We start from the raw sequence: 20,435 nt of genomic DNA on the forward strand, positions 1-20,435 counted from the left end.
GGGCGGGCGCCGCCGGAATGGCGACGCCCTTGAGTTCAAGGCGTGATCAGGCGGCGTATTTCAGGGCGCTCGGCTGTTTCGACCAATCGGCATACCAGCCGTCGAACAGTTTCAGCTGGGCTTCGGCATAGCCGCGCTGGCTGTCGCTGAGCGCGTCGGTCTCGATGAAGTGCAGGAGGTATTCCGGGTTCCCCTTCAGCACCATCATGTGCTTGAAATACAGGACCAGATCCGGGCCTTCGTCGAACGAGGACAGCACGGCCAGTGCGGCTTCCAGCTCCAGCGCGCGCTGACGGGCCTCGACATCGCCTTTCGCAGCCGCTTCGCACAGGGCGACCAGATGCAGCACTTCCTTGGGCAGGACGCAGCCGATGCCGGTGATCGCGCCCTTGGCGCCGCAATTGACGAAACCGTGGAAGACGCAGGTGTCGACGCCGATCATCAGGGTCACGCCGTCATCGCGGCTGGTGATGTTTTCGGCGGCATAGCGCATGTCGGCGGTGCCACCGAATTCCTTGAAGCCGATCAGGTTCGGATGTTCGGCGCGCAGGGAGAAGAACAGGTCGGCCTTGGTTGCGAAACCGTAATAGGGGCTGTTGTAGATGACCGCCGGAAGGTTCGGCGCGGCGGCGAGGATCGCCTTGAAGTGGTGGCGCTGCGCGGTGATCGAGGGGCCGCGCGACAGCACGCGGGGAATGACCATCAGGCCATGCGCGCCGACTTTCTGGGCATGGGCGGCCAGTGCCACGGCCTTGGCGGTGTTGATCGCGCCGGTGCCGACGATGACCGGAACCCCGGCCTTGACCAGACGCTCGACGCCTTCCATGCGCTCTTCGTCCGAGATCAGCGGCCAATCCCCCATCGAGCCGCAATAGACCACTGCCGACATGCCCGCAGCGATCAGTTCCTTGCCCTTGCGCACCAGCGCATCGAAGTCAGGGCGACGGTCCTCGGTGCAGGGGGTCATCAGGGCCGGGATGCAGCCGGAAAAGATCTGGGCGTTCATGGGTCGTTTCTCCTGTCGGGATTCGTGGCGAGAGGCCCCGAATCGGCTTTCGGTCGACTTTCACAATATCATTTGTATTTTTCGTGTCGACAAGTTTTCGACCGCCCATGCAAAAGCCCGCCGACGACAGGCGCACGGCGGGCTTGAGCGATTTGAGCCAGTTTAAAGCGCGATCTGCTGGCGGCGGTCGCGGGCCATCATCTGCCGGATCTGGTTGACGATCTGGTCGGCATGTTGCGCGGCCAGCCGGTCGGCAAGGGCAATGTCGCGGGCCTCGATCGCGGCGACAAGCCCGTCATGTTCATCGACATATTGCTGCGGCAAGCGGTCGTCGAAGGACGAATAATAAATCCGCAGCATCCGCCGCCCTTCGTCCAGCAGACGCAGGAACAGTCCGAGGTAATAGGGATTACGCCCGGCCTCGGCGATGGCGGCATGAAACTCGCGGTTGGTCGAGATCATCGCCAGCGCGTCCTGCGTTTCGACTGCATGGGCGAATTCGGCCTGACGGCTGCGGATCACCTCAAGATCGGCGGGGCTGCGATATTCGGCGGCCAGCCGGGTGGTGACGCGATACATCAGCGTCAGCGCGTCAAAGAAGGTGTGCAGGTTCAGGAAGTCGATATTCGACACCACGGTCGAGCGGTTGGGCAGCGTCGTAACCAACCCTTCGCCCGCCAGCCGGACCAGCGCCTCGCGGATGGGGGTGCGCGACATGGACAGGCGTTCGGCCAGCTGGATTTCGTCGATCGGGCTGCCCGGCGGCAGGACGAGGTCGATGATTTCGTCGCGCAGGATCTCGTAGACGAATTTCACCCCTTCGCCGCGCTTGCGCTCGGTGGCCGGAGATGAAGGTTGCTTGGTCATAGGCGCGGGTTTCCTGTCGTTGAAAGAACGGGCCTTCTGGTGGTTTGTTCGGGTGGGCGCAAGCGTCACCGCGCCCCCCAGCTATCGGCCAGCCGGTAACCCTGCGGCCAAGGGTCCGAGGGGTCCAGCATGTGCTGATGGATGCCAGTGACCCAGCCCCGGCCCGAAATTTCGGGCAGGATCGCCGGGGTGTCGCCGACCTGCGTTGTGCCCAGGATACGCCCCTGAAAGGTAGAGCCGATCAGCGAAACGGCGGTCAGGCTGTCGTCCATCGTCATCTGGCCACGGGCATGCAGCACCGCCATGCGGGCCGAAAGCGCGGTGCCAGTAGGCGAGCGGTCGACCTTGCCCGGCTGGATCGCAACTGCGGCACCTGCGCGCAGACCTTCGGGACCGCGTTCGAGCGGACCGGCGAACAGGCAGAAGGAAAAATGCTTCCAGTCAGGTAGTGTCGGGTGTTGGAAGCGCAAGGCGGCGTTCGCGGCATCGGTGATGCGCACGCCAAGGCGGGCGATGTCATGAGCCTCGGCCTCGACCAGCGAAAACCCCATGGCCTGCGCATCGACGATGACAAAGCTGTCGCCGCCAAAGGCGGTGTCGACGGTCAATGTGCCTAAGCCCTCGACCTCCAGCTTCTGGTCGAGGTCGCCGGCGAAGCTCGGCAGGTTCTGGACAAAGATGCGCTCGGCCTTGCCGTTCCGGCATTCGGCGCGGACGCGGACCAGCCCGCCGGGGGCCTCAAGGGTAAGGTGGGTTTCCGGTTCCTGCATCGGGATCAGCCCGCCATCCAGCAGCACCGTCGACACGCAGATCGAGTTCGAGCCGGACATGGGCGGCGTGTCCTCGGGCTCCATGATGATGAAGGCGGCGTCGGCCTCGGGGTGTTTCGGCGGGACCAGCAGGTTTACATGGCGAAAGACGCCGCCGCGCGGCTCGTTCAGGACGAAATTGCGCAGGGTCTGGTCGCGGGCGATCCAGCGGCTTTGTTCCCAGATGGTGTCGCCGGGTGGGGGCAGGACGCCCCCCACGATCACGTCGCCCACCTCGCCCTCGGCATGGGCGGAAATCACGTGGATGGTCTTGCTGCTGCGCATGCCTTTGGTCCTTTGGTCATTCTAGCCATGCCGGGCGCGGCGATGCGCTTGCGGTCATGGCGGCTGTCACGCAATCGGCGAGGCTGCCGAAGCGCATGTCCCGGCCGGAAAGTCCCGGCCCGTAATGGGCGTATTTGCCGGAATTGGTCATCACCACGCGGGCGGCGGGCGGAAAGACGGGCTCCGAGATCGAGCACCAGCACAGGTCGGGGATCACCTGCACCCCCGCCTGTTCCAACCGGGCCAACGTCCCATCGTCGCGCAGCGCGGATATGACCTGACGGCCCGCAGTGACGATGACAGGGATGCGGATGGTGCGCCCCGACAGCAGATCCGCCAGCGCCCGGCATTCGGGGGCCGAGGCATGGGGGCTGCCGATGGCGATCAGGTCGACCTTGGACGGGCCGTGGTTCAGCAGGTCCCAGCCCTTGGCCAGATCGGCGCGGGTGATCTGCTGGCTTGGCGCATCGGGCAGGGCGGCGCCGTCAGCCTCGGGCGTCACGCCGTCGATATGCAACATGGGCGCGGCCGAGGTCGTGCCAAAAGCCGCGCAAAGTGCCTTGAGGTCATCGGGGTTTGGCTGCGCCCCGGACAGTCCCCGCAGCAGCGGAATACGGTCGGGGCATAGCCGCCCGGCCAGGTAGCCGATCAGTGGCCAGATCGACTCGTCCGCGCCTTGGGGGAGGTCGACATCGAGAATGGCGGCGGCCTTGCGCCCCGCATCCAGATAGACGCCGGAAAGCGGCGCGCGTCCCGTGACCGCCATGCAGAATTCCAGAAAATCCGGATGCTTGGGGCTGCGCGCGCCCAACACGCTATTGGCGTAGATTACGGCGTTCGATTCCGCCCAGGCCAAGGCCTCGCCCTGTTCGGGGGCGTCTTCCAGCAGATAGGGCGCGCAGGTGAAGCTGGGCTGGCAGCCCATGCGGACATAGGCATCGGCCAGCCGCGCGGCGGGGTTGCCAAAGACCGGCGGCACGCCCTGCGCCTGCCAGTTCTGGCGGTCGACCGAGATGGCGTTCATCGTCGTCGGCACCCGGACACGTGCGCCAAGCGCCAGCATTTCCTCGGCGAAGGTCAGGTTGGCGGGGCTGGCATAAATGCAGCCATCGACATGGCCGCGGGTGATGTCGATCAGCGCATGCGCGCCTTGCTGGCGGGCCATGGCGCAGATGATCCGCATGGCAAGCGCCGTGGCCTTGCCGTCGCGCCCGTCCAGCATGGCGCGGTCAGCGTCTGTCAGGTCCAGCGCCTCGGGCGCGGGGGTGGTGACGGAGATGCTGATACCGTCGCCCGTGATCGCGTCGGGGCCGATCCGCAGGAAGGATGCTGCGGCCAGCCGGGCCATGACTGCGGGGGACACCCGCAACACGGGCAGGGGGCGCTGAAACATCTCGGCCGCGATCAGCGTGCCAAGGGTCAGCACGTCCTCGGCTTCGGAAAAGATCAGCGCGGCGGGCGCACGCCCCGACAGCGCCATGTCGAGGATCACGCCCGAGCCAGAGCACGAGCCCCGGCTGGTCGGCATCAGCAGCACCTTGCCCGCGATATCCGCTCCATGCGCCGGGTGATGCGTGTCGATCACCCGCGCCGTGGCCGGATCGACGCCGCCCCAGAAGCTGAGCCCCTCGGCCAAAGCCAGAACCGGCCCTTCAGCCGTGCCGGTGAGGATGGACAGGGCGGCGTTGTTTGTCATTTCACCACGAAGCCATGCGCAAAGGGATCGCGTTCGTCGATGAAGATGGTGTTATAGCCGGTCATCCGCGCCCAGCCCGCGATCGACGGGATGATCGCCGGGCGGTTTGCCACGGTGGTCTCGGCCTCGACCCGGCCCTTGAAGATCGAGCCGATGATGGATTCGTGCCAGAACTCGTCGCCCGTCTTCAGTTTCCCTTTGGCGGCAAGCTGCGCCATGCGGGCCGAGGTGCCGGTGCCGCAGGGGCTGCGGTCGATGGCCTTTTCGCCGTAGAAGACGGCGTTGCGGGCGTGGGCGCCCTCGACCGTCGGCGCGCCGGTCCATTGGATATGGGAAAGGCCGTTGATCTCGGGGTGTTCGGGATGGACGAATTCGTATTTCGCGTTCAGCGCGGCACGCAGTTTTGGCGACCAACCGACCAGCTCGGTCGCGGTATGGTCGGCCATGTCGCGGAAGTTCTTCTGCGGCTCGACGATGGCGTAGAAATTGCCGCCATAGGCCACGTCTACCACGATCTCGCCCAGACCCTCGACCTCGGCGGTCAGGCCCTCGGCGTAAAGGAAGCCTGGCACGTTGGTCAGGCGGACTTCCTCGACGAAGCGGCCCTCTTGGCGATAGGTGATGTCGACCTTGCCAGCGGGGGCGTCGATCGACAGCTTGCCCGGCTCGCGCGGCTGGATTAGGCCGTTTTCGATGGCCATAGTGATGGTGCCGATGGTGCCGTGGCCGCACATCGGCAGGCAGCCCGAGGTTTCGATGAACAGCACCGCCACATCGCAATCGGGGCGGGTCGGCGGGTAAAGGATGCTGCCCGACATCATGTCATGGCCGCGCGGTTCATACATCAGGCCGGTGCGGACCCAGTCGAATTCGCGCAGGAAGTGCGCGCGCCGTTCCAGCATGTTCGCGCCCTCAAGGCGCGGGCCACCGCCCGAAACGAGGCGCACGGGATTGCCGCAGGTATGCCCGTCGATGCAGGAAAAAGTATGGGTCGTCATGGGGATCAGAACCTTTGGGGCGAGAAGGGAGTAAGGTCGATGGCGGGACGGTGGCCCGTCACCAGTTCGGCGACAAGGCGCGCGGTGCCCGCCGATTGCGTCAGGCCCAGATGGCCGTGGCCAAAGGCGTAGGTCACGCGCCGCGTCGCGCGGGCATGGCCGATCACCGGCAGGCTGTCGGGCAGCGACGGACGGAAGCCCATCCATTGCGCGCCTCCGTCGGTGTCGAGGCCGGGCAGGAAGGCCTTGGCCTTGGCCAGCATCGCGTCCGAGCGTTTGAAGTTCGGCGGCAGTTCCAGCCCGCCCAGTTCGACCGCACCGCCGACGCGGATGCCGGTCGACAGGTTCGAGACGACAAAGCCGTGCCCGCCAAAGGTGATCTGCGTGCGCAGATCCAGCGCGCCGGGCGGCAGGGTGGTGTTGTAGCCGCGTTCGGTTTCCAGCGGGATGTTTTCGCCAAGACTGCGCGCGATGCGATGCGAGAAGGCCCCCGCCGCGACGACGACATGGCTGGCAAGGCGCGTGCCGTCGATCTCGACGCCGCCTTCGACGGGGCGCAACGAGGTCACGCCCGCCTGCTCGATCACGCCGCCCTGGGCGCGGAAATGCTGGGCCAGGGCAAGGGTGTAAAGCCGCGGATCGGCGATGGAATGCCAGCCCGGTGTGAAGGTACCCTTGATGAAGCGCGGCGCGATCCCCGGTTGCAGCGCGGCCATCTGGTCCGCGTCCATGTGCTGGAATTCGATCCCATGGCGGGCACGGGCCTGCCAACCGGGCAGTGCGGCCTGAAACTCGGCCTCGGTTTCATAGACCTGCAGGTTGCCATCCTTGCGCAGCATGGGCAGCGTGCCCGAGGCGGCGAGGAATGGCTCAAGCTCGGCCCGCGACAGGTCCATCAGCGCGGTCTGGGCAGCCGTCGAATGGGCGACACGGGCGGGTGAGCAGGCGCGCCAGAAGCGGTACATCCATGGCGCGATCTTCAGCGCGTAGGATGGCGGCACCGAAAGCGGCCCCAGCGGGTCCAGCAGCCATTTCGGGGCCTTCTTCAGGATGCCGGGTGAGGCCATGGGCAGAATGTCGGTGAAGGCGAAAGCGCCGGCATTGCCGGCCGAGGCACCCGCTGCCGGACCTTCGCGGTCAAGGACGGTGACGGTCAGGCCGCGCGATTGCAGGGCGATGGCGGTAGACAGCCCCACGACGCCAGCGCCGATGACGATGACATCGCTTTGCGGCGGGGTTTGGCCCCGCCCCCCGGGGTATTTCGGAAACGGTGAAGTCTGGTTCATGTTCAATGCGTCGCCGCGAGGAATTTCTGCAGCTCGGGGTCCTTGGGTGCGCCGAAAAGCTCGGCCGGGGGGGCGATTTCGGCCATGACGCCCTTATGGAAGAAGGCGACCCGGTCCGAGACTTCGCGGGCGAATTTCATCTCATGCGTGACGCAGATCATGGTCATCCCTTCGGAGGCGAGCATGCGCAGCGTGTCCAGAACCTCGCCCACAAGCTGCGGGTCAAGCGCCGACGTGACCTCGTCGAACAACATGTAATCGGGCGACATGGCCAAGGCACGCGCAATGGCCATGCGCTGCTGCTGGCCGCCCGACATCCGGGTCGGATAGACCCCCAGCTTGTCGGCAAGACCGACATGGGTCAGCTGCTTGACGGCGATTTCCTCGGCGCGGGCTTTGGGGATGCCCAGCACCTTGCGCGGGGCCAGCATGACGTTTTCCAGCACGGTCAGATGCGGGAAGGCGTTCCATTGCTGGAAGACGATCCCGATTTTCTGGCGCAGCTTGTTGAGGTCGGTGGCTTTGGCATGGACCTCGGTTCCATCGACCAGGATCTTGCCGGAATCGATTGGTTCCAGCCCGTTGATGCAGGTCAGAAGCGTCGATTTACCCGAGCCTGAGCCGCCGATGATGGTCAGCACCTCGCCCTTGGCGACAGTCAGGTCGATGCCCTTGAGGACCTCCAGCGAGCCGAAGGATTTGCGGACGTTCTGGATCTCAATCATGGGACCACCGTTTCTCCAGATAGCCGCCGAAACGGGCGATGGGGAAGGAAATGAGGAAGTAGAAGGCACCGCAAACCATCAGCAGGAACAGCGGCTCTTGCAGGCGGGTGATCAGGATCTGGGTCGATTTCAGCAGCTCGACCACCTGCACGATATAGACCAGCGCCGAGTCCTTCATCACGCCAAGCGCAAGCCCGATCCAAGAAGGCAGCGCCACGCGGGTCGCCAGCGGCATGACGATATTGGTCATGTCCTGACGCCAGCTAAGGCCCAGCGAGCGCGCCGCGCGGCGCAGGGTCAGCGGCACGGATTCGATGCCGCCGCGCACGATTTCCGCGCAATAGGCAGCAGTGTAAAGCGACAGCACCCCGCAGGCGACGGTGAAGCCAGAAATGCGGATGCCCAGCACCGTCGTGACAAAAGCGTTGGCCAGCACCAGCTGAATCAGCAAGGGGATCGAGCGAAACACATCCAGCACGAAAGTCAGGGGCGCGGCCCACCAGGGCCCGACCTGATAACGGAAGACCCCGAAGACGATGCCAAGCACCGTCCCGAAAAAGACCGAGATGGCGGTGACGACCAGCGTCATCCCCGCACCCTTGGCGAGGAAGATCAGATCGTTGGCGTTCAAAGCAGTATCGAACATCGCGGCCCCCTTCAGTAACGGAACAGCCGGGCCGCAAGGACGCGGGCCGAAAGGGTGATCGCCTTGGTGATCACATAGAAGATCACGGCGGCGATGGCGAAAAGCTCGAAGGTGCGGAAGGTGCGCGCATTCAGTTCACTGGTGACGCCGTAAAGGTCGGTATTCATCGCGACGACTGCACCCAGCGAGGTCATCAGGATCGCCCAGACCATCTGGTTGGTCATCGGCAGGAACGAGATTCGCAGCATCTGCGGCATCACCACATGGCGGAAGGCCTTGCCCGCGCTCATCCCCAGCGAGCGCGCCGCGCGTGCTTGGGTGTCGGGAATGGCTTTCAGCGCGCCGCGGAAGTTCTCGGCCAGATAGCCCGCATTGTTGAAGGCGATACCGATCAGCAGGGACAGGAACGGGCTGAGATGGATGCCGAAGCCGCCAAGCCCGAAATGCACCATATAGATCTGGAACAGCGCGGGCGTGTTGCGGGCGATCTCGACCCAAGTCGTGGCGATGGCGGAAAGGATGCGGTTTCCCGACAGTCGGAAGACGGTCAGAAGGATCGCGACCGCAATGCCGATGAGCATCGACAGCAGCGCGATCTCGATGGTCACAAGCGCACCTTCCAGCATCTGCGGAAGGGAATTCAGCGCCTGATTCCAGCGGAAATTGTAATTGAACATGACCGCCTCATGGCTTTGAGCGGTGATGCGGTGCGGGGCGCGCAGGCCCCGCACCGCGAACAGGCGGAAGGATCAGCGATAGACGCCCTGAATCGTCAGGTTCGCGGGCTCACCCTCGCCGACCCATTTCTTGTAAAGCTCGGCATAGCGGCCGGTGCGGACCTGCTGGTTGATGAACAGGTTCATGTAGTTGATCAGGCCGTATTCCTCGCGCAGCGTGATCAGTGCGACATAGTCGGGCACCATCGGGGCCTTGTCGACGATCTTGATGCCCTTGAAATTGCCCGATTTCACATTGGCCTCGGCGACTTCGACGGTCGAGACGGTGGCGTCCAGCTGACCCTGCGACAGTGCCAGGAACACATCGGCCTGATTTTGGTAGGGACGGAATTCGCCCGCGCCCCATTCCTTGACCTTGCCCTCAAGCCAGATCGCCTCATAGGTGCCGGCGGTGGCGCCGACGGTCTTGCCCTTCATGCCTTCCCAATTCGCCATGTCCAGCCCCTCGCGCGAGACGACGGCGTTTTCAAAGGCGTAATAGGGGATCGAGAAGCCGACGGTCTTGGCGCGTTCCAGCGTGTCCGAGGTCGAGGCGACGGCGACATCGACCGAACCCGACATCAGCGCGGGGATACGCTCGGGGAAGGTGGTCTCGACCACTTCGGCGGTGACGCCCAGCGATTTCGCCAGATCGTTGCAGTAATCCACGTCGAAGCCCTGCGGATTGTTGTTCGCATCGCGCGAACCCATTGGCGGGAAATCCAGCACGACGGCGCAGCGCAGCGTGCCTGCGGCGATGATGTCATCAAGCTTGTCAGCAAGCGCCGGACCGGCCAGCGTGGTTGCCACGGCGGCAAGGGCAAGAAGCGAGGTCTTCATTATTGTCTCCCGTGTTGGTGTTCGGGTCTTTGAGTGACCGTTGACTCAATTTGTATCCTCGCAGTCGACACAAAAATCAAATGAAAAAATACATAAAGTATATAACATGCGCATGCAGTGGGTTGCGGGGAGTTCGGCAGGCGCTCGAGACAGAAAGTTTCGTTAGGGACCGGGCTCACGATGTTTTTGTTGCAGAATCGGGCGGAATTTGACGTCCGGCTCTGGCAACTTGCCTGCGATAAGTGGTAACCCTGCCGCAGACGGGCCGCCAGCGGCCCAGATCCACACGGGAATTTCGAACATGCCAGCCTATCGCTCTCGCACGACTACCCATGGACGCAATATGGCAGGGGCCCGTGGCCTCTGGCGCGCCACGGGGATGAAGGACGGGGACTTCGGCAAGCCGATCATCGCGGTCGTCAACTCGTTCACGCAATTCGTGCCGGGCCATGTCCACCTGAAGGACCTTGGCCAGCTGGTCGCGCGCGAGATCGAGGCCGCGGGCGGCGTCGCGAAGGAGTTCAACACCATCGCGGTCGATGACGGCATCGCCATGGGCCATGACGGCATGCTGTATTCGCTGCCCTCGCGCGAGATCATTGCCGACAGCGTCGAATATATGGTGAACGCGCATTGCGCCGATGCGATGGTCTGCATCTCGAACTGCGACAAGATCACCCCCGGCATGCTGAACGCGGCGATGCGGCTGAATATCCCCGCCGTATTCGTTTCCGGCGGGCCGATGGAGGCCGGCAAGGTCGTCATGCATGGCAAGACCCATGCGCTGGATCTGGTCGATGCCATGGTCGCCGCCGCAGACGACTCGGTTTCGGACGAGGATGTGCAGGTCATCGAGCGTTCGGCCTGTCCGACCTGCGGTTCCTGCTCGGGCATGTTTACCGCGAACTCGATGAACTGCCTGACCGAGGCGCTGGGTCTGTCGCTGCCGGGCAATGGCTCGACGCTGGCGACCCATTCCGATCGCAAGCGTCTGTTTGTCGAGGCTGGCCATCTGATCGTCGATCTGGCCCGCCGCCATTATGAGCAGAACGATTACAGCGTCCTGCCGCGCAATGTCGCCAACAAGAAGGCGTTTGAAAACGCCATGTCGCTGGACATCGCGATGGGCGGTTCGACCAACACGGTGCTGCATATCCTTGCCGCCGCGCATGAGGGTGGGATCGATTTCGACCTGAAGGATATCGACCAGCTCAGCCGCAAGGTGCCCTGCCTATCCAAGGTCGCCCCGGCCAAGCAGGACGTGCATATGGAGGATGTCCACCGGGCAGGCGGGATTATGGCGATCCTTGGCCAGCTGGAGCGGGGAGGCCTGATCCATCGCGACACGCCGACCGTCCACACCCCCACGCTGGGTGAGGCAATCGACCGCTGGGACATCAGCCGGACCGACAGCGAGACCGTGCACAACTTCTTCCGCGCAGCTCCGGGCGGTGTGCCGACGCAGGTTGCCTTCTCGCAGAGCGCCCGTTGGGATGAGCTGGACCTTGACCGGCAGAATGGCGTGATCCGCTCGGTCAACTCGCCCTTCACGGCGGATGGCGGGCTTGCGGTCCTGAAAGGCAATATCGCGCTGGACGGCTGCATCGTGAAGACGGCGGGGGTCGATGAATCGATCCTGAAATTCACCGGCCCGGCCGTGGTCTTTGAAAGCCAGGACGCGGCGGTCAGCGGCATTCTGGGCAACAAGGTCAAGGCGGGCGATGTGGTCGTCATCCGCTACGAAGGCCCCAAGGGCGGGCCCGGCATGCAGGAAATGCTGTATCCGACCAGCTACCTGAAATCGAAGGGTCTGGGCAAAGCCTGCGCGCTGATCACCGATGGCCGATTCTCGGGCGGGACTTCGGGTCTGTCGATCGGCCATGCCTCGCCCGAGGCGGCGCAGGGTGGCTTGATCGGGCTGGTCAAGAATGGCGACACGATCGCCATCGACATCCCGAACCGCACCATCGACCTGCTGGTGGATGAGGCCGAATTGGCAACGCGGCGCGCCGCGCAGGATGAACTGGGCTGGAAACCGGCCGAACCGCGCAAGCGCAATGTCACCACCGCGCTGAAAGCCTATGCGGCCTTCGCGTCGTCGGCCGACAGGGGTGCGGTTCGTATCCTGCCAGAGTAAAACAATCGTCCCCGCCCGCATCACGCAAGATGCGGGCGGGGGCTGACCAACTCAGGCGCTGTAACCTTTCAGGAACAGCCCGACCCGGCGCGTGATGTATTCCTCAAGCGCGTCGTCCGGCAGCGGCGGCATCATCAGCAGGCCGCGGCGCTGCTGGCCCGACAGGACCAGATCGATGAATTCGCTGCTGGCAGCCTCGCAATTGTCGATCTGCAAATCGCCACGCTCGACACGCTTGGTCAGGTATTCGGCCAATGTCCGGGCCGAGCGCATCGGGCCGGCCTGATAGACGGTGCGGGCCAGTTCGGGGAATTTCTCGCCCGTGCCAATGACCATGCGCATGGCGCGCATGACTTCAGTCTGCAGAAGCGTTTGCAGCATCTGGCGGGCGATTGCGTGCAATTCGTCGCTGACCGCTCCGGTGCCCGAGGCCATCTGGCGGATGACGGCTTGCAGGCGGCTGCATTCGCCCATCACCAGCGCCTGAAACATCGCTTCCTTGCTGTCGAAATAAACGTAGAGCGTGCCCTTGGACACGCCTGCGGCGCGGGCGACATCCTGCATGGACGCCGCGTCGAAGCCTTTCGTCATGAACATCTTTCTCGCGCCATCAAGGATTTGCTGGCGCTTGGGACTGTCCTCGACGGCAAGGGCTTTTTCCGCGATCTCGGTCATACTGGTCCGTTTCCGAATTCTGGTGACATTACCCCATTGAAATGGGGCTGCGCAGACCCAATTTCTAGATTGACCGAACGGTTCGGTCAATATTATTCTACCGCCTTCCCGGCCCGCGGAATCAGGGCCGCGCCCTCCCCATGCATGCCGATTTGCGGCACATCACGAAAAAGGCCGGATCATGGCAGTCTCCGATGACCAAATCACGCCCGCGCAAACCCCTGCGCCCAAGGCAAAGACGGGCAAGGCCAAGCGCATCCTGTCGGTCCTCGCGATCGCGGTGCTGGCCTTGGCCGGATATGAGGGCTGGCACTGGTTCAGCTATGGCCGTTTCCACGAGGAAACGGATGACGCCTATCTGCAGGCTGACCTGATCCAGCTGCAGGCCCGTGCAACCGGCTATGTCGCAGATATCATGGTCGAGCCCAACGCGCAGGTGGTCAAAGGGCAGGTGATCGCCCGCATCGACCCCGAGGATTACCAGCTGGCGCTGGAGCGGGCCCAGAACAGTCTGGCCACCGCGAAAAGCGCCGAAAGCCAGTTGCAGGCGCAGATCACCGCGGGCAAGGCCAGTATCGCGCAGGCCGAAGCCGCGATCCTTGCCGCCGGGGCCACGAATGACGGCGCGCAGAAATCCTATCACCGCGCCAAGGATCTCAAGAGCAGTTCGGCCGGGACACAGGCTGCGCTGGACGCCGCCGAGGCGACCGCCAAATCCGCCGCCGCTCAGGTGAAAAGCGCCGAGGCCGCCCTGTCGCAAGCGCAGGCAGAATTGACCGTGCTGCATGCCAAGGTGGACACCGCCCGTCTGGACGTGCGTTCGGCGGAAACCGCCGTACGTCAGGCGCAGCGCGATCTGGGCTTTACCGAAATCCGCGCGCCCTTTGATGGCGTGATGACCGAACGGCAGGTGGAAGTCGGTTCCTTCGTGACCACCGGCAGCCGCATCGGAACGCTGGTTCCTGTCAGCAAGGTCTATGTCGAGGCGAATTTCAAGGAAACGCAGATCGCGGATATCCATCCCGGTGCGCAGGTCTCGATCAGCGTCGATGCATGGCCGGATAAGCCGCTGAAAGGCAGCGTGGTCAGCATGACGGCGGGGACGGGTCAGGTCTTCAGCCTGCTGCCCGCGTCGAACGCGACCGGGAACTTCACCAAGGTCGTGCAGCGTGTGCCCGTCCGCATCGAGATCGATCCCGCCGACCGCGAGCACCTGCCGCTGCGTCCCGGCATGTCGGTCATCGCCCAGATCGATATCCGCACGGGTGAGCCGATGGCGGTGCTGCCTGCAACCCCGGCGCATCAGGATCAGCCCCACCTGCCGCAGGGCGATGCGATCAGTCAGAACCCGGCCCGACCCACCGACCAGCAGGTCGCCCGGACCGGAGGCTGACCGATGGCCGCCCCGGCCACCGCGGGCGGCGCGCCCGCTCAGGACCAGATTGATCCCCGCCGCCTGATCACCTTCCTGCTGATGGTGCTGGGGATGTTCATGGCGATTCTGGACATCCAGATCGTCTCGGCCTCGCTGCCAGAAATTCAGGCCGGGCTGGCCGCTTCGGGCGACGAGATCCAGTGGATCCAGACATCCTACCTGATTGCGGAGGTCATCATGATCCCGCTGTCGGGCTATCTGTCGCGGATGCTGTCGACGCGCTGGGTCTTTACCATCTCGGCGGGCGGGTTCACGTTGATGAGCCTGCTTTGCGGGCTGTCGACCTCGATCGGGGAAATGATCCTGTGGCGCTCGTTGCAGGGTTTTCTGGGCGGCGCGATGATCCCCACGGTCTTTGCCTGCGCCTATACGATCTTTCCGCGCTCCAAGATGCATATCGTCTCGCCGATGATCGGGCTGGTGGCGACGCTGGCGCCGACCATCGGGCCGACGCTGGGCGGCTATCTGACCGAGTTCCTCAGCTGGCACTGGCTGTTCTTCATCAACATCATCCCCGGCATCATCGTCACCGTCGCGGCCTTCACGCTGATCGACTTCGACAAGCCCGACCTGAGCCTGCTGAACAAGTTCGACTGGTGGGGCTTCCTGGGCCTCGCGCTGTTTCTGGGCGCGATGGAATATGTGCTGGAGGAAGGCGCGGGCGACGACTGGTTCGCCGATCATGTGATCGTCATCATGACCGCAGTGATGGTGGTGGGCGGGTTCCTGTTTTTCTGGCGGGCCTTTACCGCGGATGAGCCGATCGTCCGGCTGGACGCATTTGCCGACCGCAACTTTGCCATGGGGTCGCTGTTCTCATTCGGTCTGGGGATCGGGCTTTACGGGCTGATCTATATCTTCCCGGTCTATCTCTCGGCGGTGCGCGGCTATAACTCGCTGCAGATCGGTGAGACGATGATGGTTTCGGGGATCGCCATGTTCCTGACGGCACCGATTGCCGGGCGCTTCTCGCAGACATCTGACCCGCGGATCATGATGGGCATCGGCTTTGTCATGTTCTCGCTCAGCTGCTGGATGATGACCGGGCTGACCGAGGATTGGGATTATTGGGAGATCTTCGTGCCGCAGATCCTGCGCGGCGTGTCCCTGATGCTGTGCATGGTCCCGGTGTCGAACATCGCGCTGGGGATGCTGCCGCCCGATAAGGTCAAGAACGCCTCGGGTCTATTCAACCTGACGCGGAACCTTGGCGGTGCGGTCGGTCTGGCGCTGATCAACACCATCCTGACCAATCGTCAGGACTTCCACTTTGCCCGTCTGGCCGAAGGGGTCAGCGTGACCAGCGACGCGGCCCAAAAGGCGATCGGGATGCTGGAGCAGGCCTATTCCACGCTGGGCGATGCGGCCCATACCGCCGCCCTGTCGACGATTACCAGCATGGCCAAGCTGCAGGCCGTGGTCATGTCGCTGTCGGACATCTTCCTGATTCTGGCAGTATTGTTCCTGTCGCTGGGCGGGCTGCTGTTCTTTGTCGACAAGCCTGCCGCTGGCGGAGGAGGCGGCGACGCCCACTAAAGGGCGCCGCCGTTCAGGCTTAGCGGGCCATGCCGCCCAGGCTTTGCATCAGTTGCACCATGCTCAGGACGTTCATGATCTTCTGGGTCTTGTTGTCGACCTGATAGATGCTGTTGTTGTCCTGATAGTACTGGTACCCGGACTGCTGCTGCAGGTTGTACAGGCCCGGATTGCTGACGCGGCGATACTGGCGCGGGTCGAAGCGGTCGCCGGCACGCAGGGCGCGGTCGCGCTTGACATGGCCGGGGCGCAGGCATTCGCCCTTATGCGCGACCAGACCGGGCGGGCAGCCACGTTCCCATTCGCGGCGGGCCTGACGCCGCTTCCATTCGCGGTATTCCTCCTCGCTGCGATATTCGCGGCGGTCGTCGCGACGACGGTCATAACGATCATCGTCATAGCGGCGATCATAGCGGTGCTTGTGGTCGTGCTTGTCGTGACCGCGGCCATGACCGTCGGCGGAAGCGGTTCCGGCGATGGTTGCGATCAAAAGGGCAGAACCGAGAATGCGGCGAAGATTCATGATGGTTGTACAGACATAGAGTTGATGTGTGACCTTCGTGACGCAAGCGCCTGCCACTGGCAATGTGTCTTGATATTGCCCGGACATGCCTCGGCAATTCCCCGCCTGTCGTCATGGATCAGCCGTCGACCCGAACGCGATGAAGGGATTGATGCGGCAGCGTTTCTTTGAAACACATCGACCCGCTGGCCTGTCTGGGGGACAAGAATGCTGCAGGGAATTGCCGACTGGGACGCGGTTTACAAGAACGCCGAGAATATCGCTGACGGCGCATCGTGGCCGGGCCGCTGGGTCGAGCCCGCCCGGCTGCTTCGCGAGCGGCTTGAAGCCGAAGGGCGGGCCCGTCTGGGTCTGTCCTATGGACCGAAACTCCGCAATCGGTTTGATCTTTTCCTGCCATTGGGCGCGCCAAGGGGGTTGGTGGTCTTTGTCCATGGCGGCTTCTGGCTGGCGTTGGACCGCAGCTACTGGTCGCATATGGCGCAGGGACCGCTGGCGCATGGCTTTGCAGTGGCCATTCCCGAATATACCCTATGCCCCGAGGCCCGGATCAGCCAGATCACGCATGAGATCGGTGCAGCCATCACGGCGGCTGCGGCCAAGGTCGAGGGGCCGCTGCTGCTGGCCGGGCATTCCGCCGGGGGGCATCTGGTCAGCCGCATGGGCTGCGCGGATTCGCCGTTGGCGGACGATATCCGGTCGCGGCTTGCGCATGTGATGTCGGTCTCGGGGCTACATGATCTGCGGCCGCTGCAGCGCACCAGATATCGCGATCCGCTGCGCCTTGATGATGCCGAGGCCCTGCGCGAAAGCCCGGTTCTGCTGGACCCTTTGGAAGGGCTGCGCATCACCTGCTGGGTCGGAGGCATGGAGACATCCGAATTCCGCCGCCAATCTGCGCTTCTGGCGAATATCTGGCGGGGAATGGGCGCGGCGACCGATATGGTCGAGGAACCCGACCGGCATCATTTCAACATTCTCGACGGGTTGGCCCACGCGGACCACCCGATCACGCGCAGCCTGCTGACGCCGGCCTGATTGCGGTTGTGGTTCGTTCTGCGGACCCATTCGCGCGGGGCCCGAACTATTCTGCAGAGGATCGGGCTGAAGGCCACCCCGGCCAACCCCCGCATGATCGTGCCGCGAGCGACCGCAACTCCCAGCGGCACCCGGTTCGCCGCCCTTGCGCCCGGCGAAAACGACACGGCATTGCCGGATTGCGGGTGTTGTGGCGTTAGGGAGCGCCCAGCCCCTTCTAAGCGTGATCGTACGTAGTGGTGCCAACCTTTCAGCATGGTTGTGCACAAAGTGCTGACGGCACGAGTGATGTCGAAGCGAGTTTGCAGCGCTTATGCCAGCCTGTCCGAAGTGCGGCCTTGGGTATTCTTAAGAGTGGGTTTCATAGCAGTTAACGAGGACTCGGGAGCAGATAACGGCGCATGTCAGAATGGCGACGGCGGAGTTAATATCGGCCCGTCGCCGATGTCTGACGGCGAGCTAACGAAAGCGGGACAGCCAGACAAAGCTGCGCTCGAAAACCCAGGGATGCTGCGTGTGATACGGCGCTTGATCTCCCGTTCCGTGCAAGCCCGGTAGGAGCAGGGATAGTCGCAACTTTCGTCGGCATTTAGCTTTCCGGGCCGATGACGCGATCTGCCGCGCAGCGGTTCAAGCTTCGGGTTGCCGTGGATATATGTCCCACTCAGGCGCACCGTCAGCGTAGTGCCGCGACGTTCGTGACGAGATAACGCTTCCTTTCGGGGGCCCCGCGATCCTTCGGGTTAGTTGCGCTTGCGCACGTTGACGCTGCAGCGGCGGGTCTCCCCGGGCAGTTGTGTTGAGGCCATTTTGCACATCGATTTGCGCCAGGGGGGTACAGGTGCTGATTTCTGAGATGATCAGGTATAGCTGCCGCTGCTGTCCGACTTCGTGGGTATGTAGGTACTGCTGTCTCCCCCCCTTTACCTGCGATGCGATGAATAGGGTGATGGAACCGCGTACGGTATCTGCGCTGGAACTGGAAATGTTCACGCTTACCGACACCTTGCGGGCGGCGACGTCGGAATATTACTCGATCGGCATGACCTCCAGCGTTAACCGTCAATCCAACTGATGGCCCGCGAATTGTGGCCGCTGGATGAAAAGTTGCGGTCCGTATCGCCTCATCTTCTTGAGCCGAGGACATTTCTGGAACGTGTCGGTCTTGACGTTGGTGCCTTCCTAAAGCCCGTCGATCACGGTCCTTGCTAAGAGCGACCTCGCTATTCGCATTCTTAGCCTCGATGTCATTTCAATGAGCAGATTGCCTCTTTCATGATAGCGCCGTGGGGCACATAGCAGCGGCGATCCGTGCCGAGGTGACCGGTTGGAGCGTCGCCTTTTGTTTGGTCTCGATTGCAGTGGAGTGGGCGGACTTGGGCTGAGCAGCGCGGACGGTCTGCACTGGGACGTGTCGCAGATGCCTGGCAGCAATACGGATTGAATAAGGGGGTACAATAACGCGACGCGGCATATCCCCGGCGGCTTCCATCCGCGCGCCAAAGCTGTGGGTGGCTTAATGCGAACGCCGATTAAACATCTGTCGCAAGGAAAGCGATCGAAGCTCTCATGCCCCCGACGAAATTGTACTGGCCAGACTGCGTAGCGCTGCCAATGCCTGGATGCGCTGATCGCCGCTGGCCTCGTCGGGATGCTCGATATAGGCGCAGGTCAGCACACCGTAAGCATCCTGTCCCGGCCCCAGCAGGGGCACGCTGATATCCGTCACGCCCATCATCTGGCCCGAAGGTTCCATGCGGAAACCCTGCGTGCGGACATGGTCCAGATGCGGCAAAATCGAGGCCAGCCGCGAATCGGCCTGTTGCACGCCCCAGTGGCCCAGCGTCTGGGCCAGCCGCTCGGGGTGCTGGAAGGCCAGCAGGGTCAGGCCTGAACTGGTGGTGAACAGATTGACCTGACCGCCAAGGCGGGCGCGGAACTCCCAATGTCCGGTCGGGCTGGCCTGCGCCACGACGATTCCGCTGCCCTGTTCAGGCACGACAAGGTGGCAGGACTGGCGTTGCGCGCGCGCGAATTCGTCCATCAATGGCTGGGCCTCGGCCACCAGACGGCGCAGCGGCGGATGGCGGGTCGCCAGCAGGAACAGCCGCATGGTCAGGGCATAGCGGTCGCCGCCCTCGATCCTTGTGACATAGCCCCGCGCGACCAAACGCTCCAGCATTCGATAGATTTGAGAAGGGCTTAGCCCAAGTTCCTTGACAATTTCGGCCCGTGTCAGCCCGCGCGCCTGATCGGCCAGCACCTCAAGGATATCCAACCCCTTGTCCAGCGCGGGGGCGCGATAGCGGTCAACCGCAATGTCTTCGCTGTCCTCGGTCATTCCCGGCCCTCCCCTGCCAGTTGGCCCTCAGAAAAGGCTTGCCACAAATATTCATATGTGGATAGCATGTTCATATAAGAACCAAGCAAAAGACAAGGGGAGGTGTCTGATGCGGCTGAAGGACAAGGTCATTCTGGTGACCGCCGCTGGGCAGGGGATTGGTCGTGCCACGGCGCAGGCTATGGCTGCCGAAGGTGCAAGGGTCATCGCCACCGACATCAACGCCGACCTTCTGAAGGGCCTCGACGGGATCGAAACCGCCGTTCTGGACGTGACCGATGCCGAGGCGATCAAGGCCCTCGCGGCCAAGGTCGGGCCGCTGGACGGGCTGTTCAACTGCGCCGGCGTCGTCCATAACGGCGCGCTGCTGGATATCGACGACAAGGACTGGGATTTCGCCTTTTCCCTGAACGTTACCGCGATGATGCGTCTGTGCCGCGCGGTGCTGCCGGGCATGCTGGAGCGCGCCGGGCAGACCGGTACGGCGTCCATCGTCAACATGGCCTCAATGGCCAGCTCGATCAAAGGTTTTGCCAACCGCACCGCCTATGGCGCGTCGAAGGCCGCCGTGATCGGCCTGACCAAGGCGATTGCCGCCGATTACGTCAAGCAGGGCATCCGCTGCAACGCGCTTTGCCCTGGCACTGTCGACACGCCCAGCTTGCGTGGACGGATCGCGGCCTCGGCCGATCCGGTGCAGGCGGAAAAGGACTTCATCGCCCGTCAGCCGATGGGACGACTGGCCACGGTCGAGGACATCGCGCCGATGGTCGTCTATCTTCTGTCGGATGAAAGCCGCTTCGTCTCGGGGCAGGCCATGCTGGTCGACGGAGGCGTGACGATCTGATCCACCCGTTTCGCAGCCAGGGGAGGGGC

19 protein-coding genes are annotated in these 20,435 nt (G+C 63.5%); 6 read left to right on the plus strand and 13 right to left on the minus strand.

What is annotated here, in order from left to right; translation table 11 throughout:
• Positions 1 to 46 precede the first annotated feature (46 nt).
• The 10 genes from GL300_RS15100 to GL300_RS15145 form a co-directional block, all read right to left on the minus strand.
• Complete coding sequence (locus GL300_RS15100; RefSeq protein WP_155040484.1) at positions 47 to 1,006, minus strand: dihydrodipicolinate synthase family protein; 960 nt, start codon at positions 1,004 to 1,006, stop codon at positions 47 to 49.
• Positions 1,007 to 1,168: 162 nt separating this feature from the next.
• Positions 1,169 to 1,873 carry a GntR family transcriptional regulator gene (locus GL300_RS15105; protein ID WP_155040485.1) on the minus strand — a complete coding sequence of 235 codons (705 nt, stop codon included), beginning with the start codon at positions 1,871 to 1,873 and terminating at the stop codon, positions 1,169 to 1,171.
• A 65-nt stretch (positions 1,874 to 1,938) separates the two neighbouring features.
• Complete coding sequence (locus GL300_RS15110; protein ID WP_155040486.1) at positions 1,939 to 2,967, minus strand: trans-3-hydroxy-L-proline dehydratase; 1,029 nt, start codon at positions 2,965 to 2,967, stop codon at positions 1,939 to 1,941.
• 16 nt (positions 2,968 to 2,983) lie between these two features.
• Entirely contained in the window at positions 2,984 to 4,663 is a 1,680-nt protein-coding gene (lhpI, locus tag GL300_RS15115; protein ID WP_155040487.1) for a cis-3-hydroxy-L-proline dehydratase, read from the minus strand.
• Positions 4,660 to 5,661 carry a 4-hydroxyproline epimerase gene (locus GL300_RS15120; RefSeq protein WP_155040488.1) on the minus strand — a complete coding sequence of 334 codons (1,002 nt, stop codon included), beginning with the start codon at positions 5,659 to 5,661 and terminating at the stop codon, positions 4,660 to 4,662. The genes lhpI and GL300_RS15120 overlap by 4 nt, the downstream gene beginning before the upstream one ends.
• Positions 5,662 to 5,666: 5 nt before the next feature.
• Positions 5,667 to 6,947: an NAD(P)/FAD-dependent oxidoreductase gene (locus GL300_RS15125; RefSeq protein WP_155040489.1), complete on the minus strand. Its 1,281-nt coding sequence runs from the start codon at positions 6,945 to 6,947 to the stop codon at positions 5,667 to 5,669.
• A 2-nt stretch (positions 6,948 to 6,949) separates the two neighbouring features.
• Positions 6,950 to 7,672, minus strand: coding sequence for an amino acid ABC transporter ATP-binding protein (locus GL300_RS15130; protein WP_155040490.1), 723 nt, complete (start codon positions 7,670 to 7,672; stop codon positions 6,950 to 6,952).
• The gene (locus GL300_RS15135) at positions 7,665 to 8,318 is read right to left on the minus strand and encodes an amino acid ABC transporter permease (RefSeq protein WP_155040491.1); all 654 of its coding nucleotides are present in this window, start codon (positions 8,316 to 8,318) and stop codon (positions 7,665 to 7,667) included. Before GL300_RS15135 ends, GL300_RS15130 begins: the two co-directional genes overlap by 8 nt.
• An 11-nt stretch (positions 8,319 to 8,329) precedes the next feature.
• The gene (locus GL300_RS15140) at positions 8,330 to 8,995 is read right to left on the minus strand and encodes an amino acid ABC transporter permease (protein WP_155040492.1); all 666 of its coding nucleotides are present in this window, start codon (positions 8,993 to 8,995) and stop codon (positions 8,330 to 8,332) included.
• A 72-nt stretch (positions 8,996 to 9,067) separates the two neighbouring features.
• A complete protein-coding gene (locus tag GL300_RS15145) occupies positions 9,068 to 9,874 on the minus strand; it encodes a transporter substrate-binding domain-containing protein (protein ID WP_155040493.1) in 807 nt (268 codons plus the stop codon).
• Positions 9,875 to 10,175: 301 nt separating this feature from the next.
• On the opposite strand from GL300_RS15145, the gene ilvD reads away from it, so the two are divergent.
• Entirely contained in the window at positions 10,176 to 12,011 is a 1,836-nt protein-coding gene (ilvD, locus tag GL300_RS15150) for a dihydroxy-acid dehydratase (protein ID WP_155040494.1), read from the plus strand.
• A gap of 51 nt (positions 12,012 to 12,062) precedes the next feature.
• Here the strand turns inward: ilvD and GL300_RS15155 are convergent, their stop codons facing one another.
• Positions 12,063 to 12,686, minus strand: a complete 624-nt coding sequence (locus GL300_RS15155) for a TetR/AcrR family transcriptional regulator (protein ID WP_155040495.1) — start codon at positions 12,684 to 12,686, stop codon at positions 12,063 to 12,065.
• 181 nt (positions 12,687 to 12,867) lie between these two features.
• Between GL300_RS15155 and GL300_RS15160 the strand changes: the two genes are divergently transcribed.
• Both GL300_RS15160 and GL300_RS15165 read left to right on the plus strand, forming a co-directional pair.
• Complete coding sequence (locus GL300_RS15160; protein WP_155040496.1) at positions 12,868 to 14,079, plus strand: HlyD family secretion protein; 1,212 nt, start codon at positions 12,868 to 12,870, stop codon at positions 14,077 to 14,079.
• Positions 14,080 to 14,082: 3 nt separating this feature from the next.
• Positions 14,083 to 15,657: a DHA2 family efflux MFS transporter permease subunit gene (locus tag GL300_RS15165; protein WP_155040497.1), complete on the plus strand. Its 1,575-nt coding sequence runs from the start codon at positions 14,083 to 14,085 to the stop codon at positions 15,655 to 15,657.
• A 19-nt stretch (positions 15,658 to 15,676) separates the two neighbouring features.
• On the opposite strand, the gene GL300_RS15170 is transcribed toward GL300_RS15165, so the two are convergent.
• The gene (locus tag GL300_RS15170; protein WP_155040498.1) at positions 15,677 to 16,147 is read right to left on the minus strand and encodes a hypothetical protein; all 471 of its coding nucleotides are present in this window, start codon (positions 16,145 to 16,147) and stop codon (positions 15,677 to 15,679) included.
• Positions 16,148 to 16,387: 240 nt separating this feature from the next.
• On the opposite strand from GL300_RS15170, the gene GL300_RS15175 reads away from it, so the two are divergent.
• Positions 16,388 to 17,218, plus strand: a complete 831-nt coding sequence (locus GL300_RS15175) for an alpha/beta hydrolase (protein ID WP_155040499.1) — start codon at positions 16,388 to 16,390, stop codon at positions 17,216 to 17,218.
• Between the two features lie 949 nt (positions 17,219 to 18,167).
• Positions 18,168 to 18,293: a hypothetical protein gene (locus tag GL300_RS27100; protein WP_281353142.1), complete on the plus strand. Its 126-nt coding sequence runs from the start codon at positions 18,168 to 18,170 to the stop codon at positions 18,291 to 18,293.
• A 492-nt stretch (positions 18,294 to 18,785) separates the two neighbouring features.
• Here the strand turns inward: GL300_RS27100 and GL300_RS15180 are convergent, their stop codons facing one another.
• Entirely contained in the window at positions 18,786 to 19,559 is a 774-nt protein-coding gene (locus GL300_RS15180; protein WP_155040500.1) for an IclR family transcriptional regulator, read from the minus strand.
• Between the two features lie 109 nt (positions 19,560 to 19,668).
• Between GL300_RS15180 and GL300_RS15185 the strand changes: the two genes are divergently transcribed.
• The gene (locus GL300_RS15185; RefSeq protein ID WP_155040501.1) at positions 19,669 to 20,406 is read left to right on the plus strand and encodes an SDR family oxidoreductase; all 738 of its coding nucleotides are present in this window, start codon (positions 19,669 to 19,671) and stop codon (positions 20,404 to 20,406) included.
• Positions 20,407 to 20,435: the final 29 nt, after the last annotated feature.

It is taken from the genome of Paracoccus litorisediminis, assembly GCF_009711205.1.
Taxonomy (GTDB): domain Bacteria; phylum Pseudomonadota; class Alphaproteobacteria; order Rhodobacterales; family Rhodobacteraceae; genus Paracoccus; species Paracoccus litorisediminis.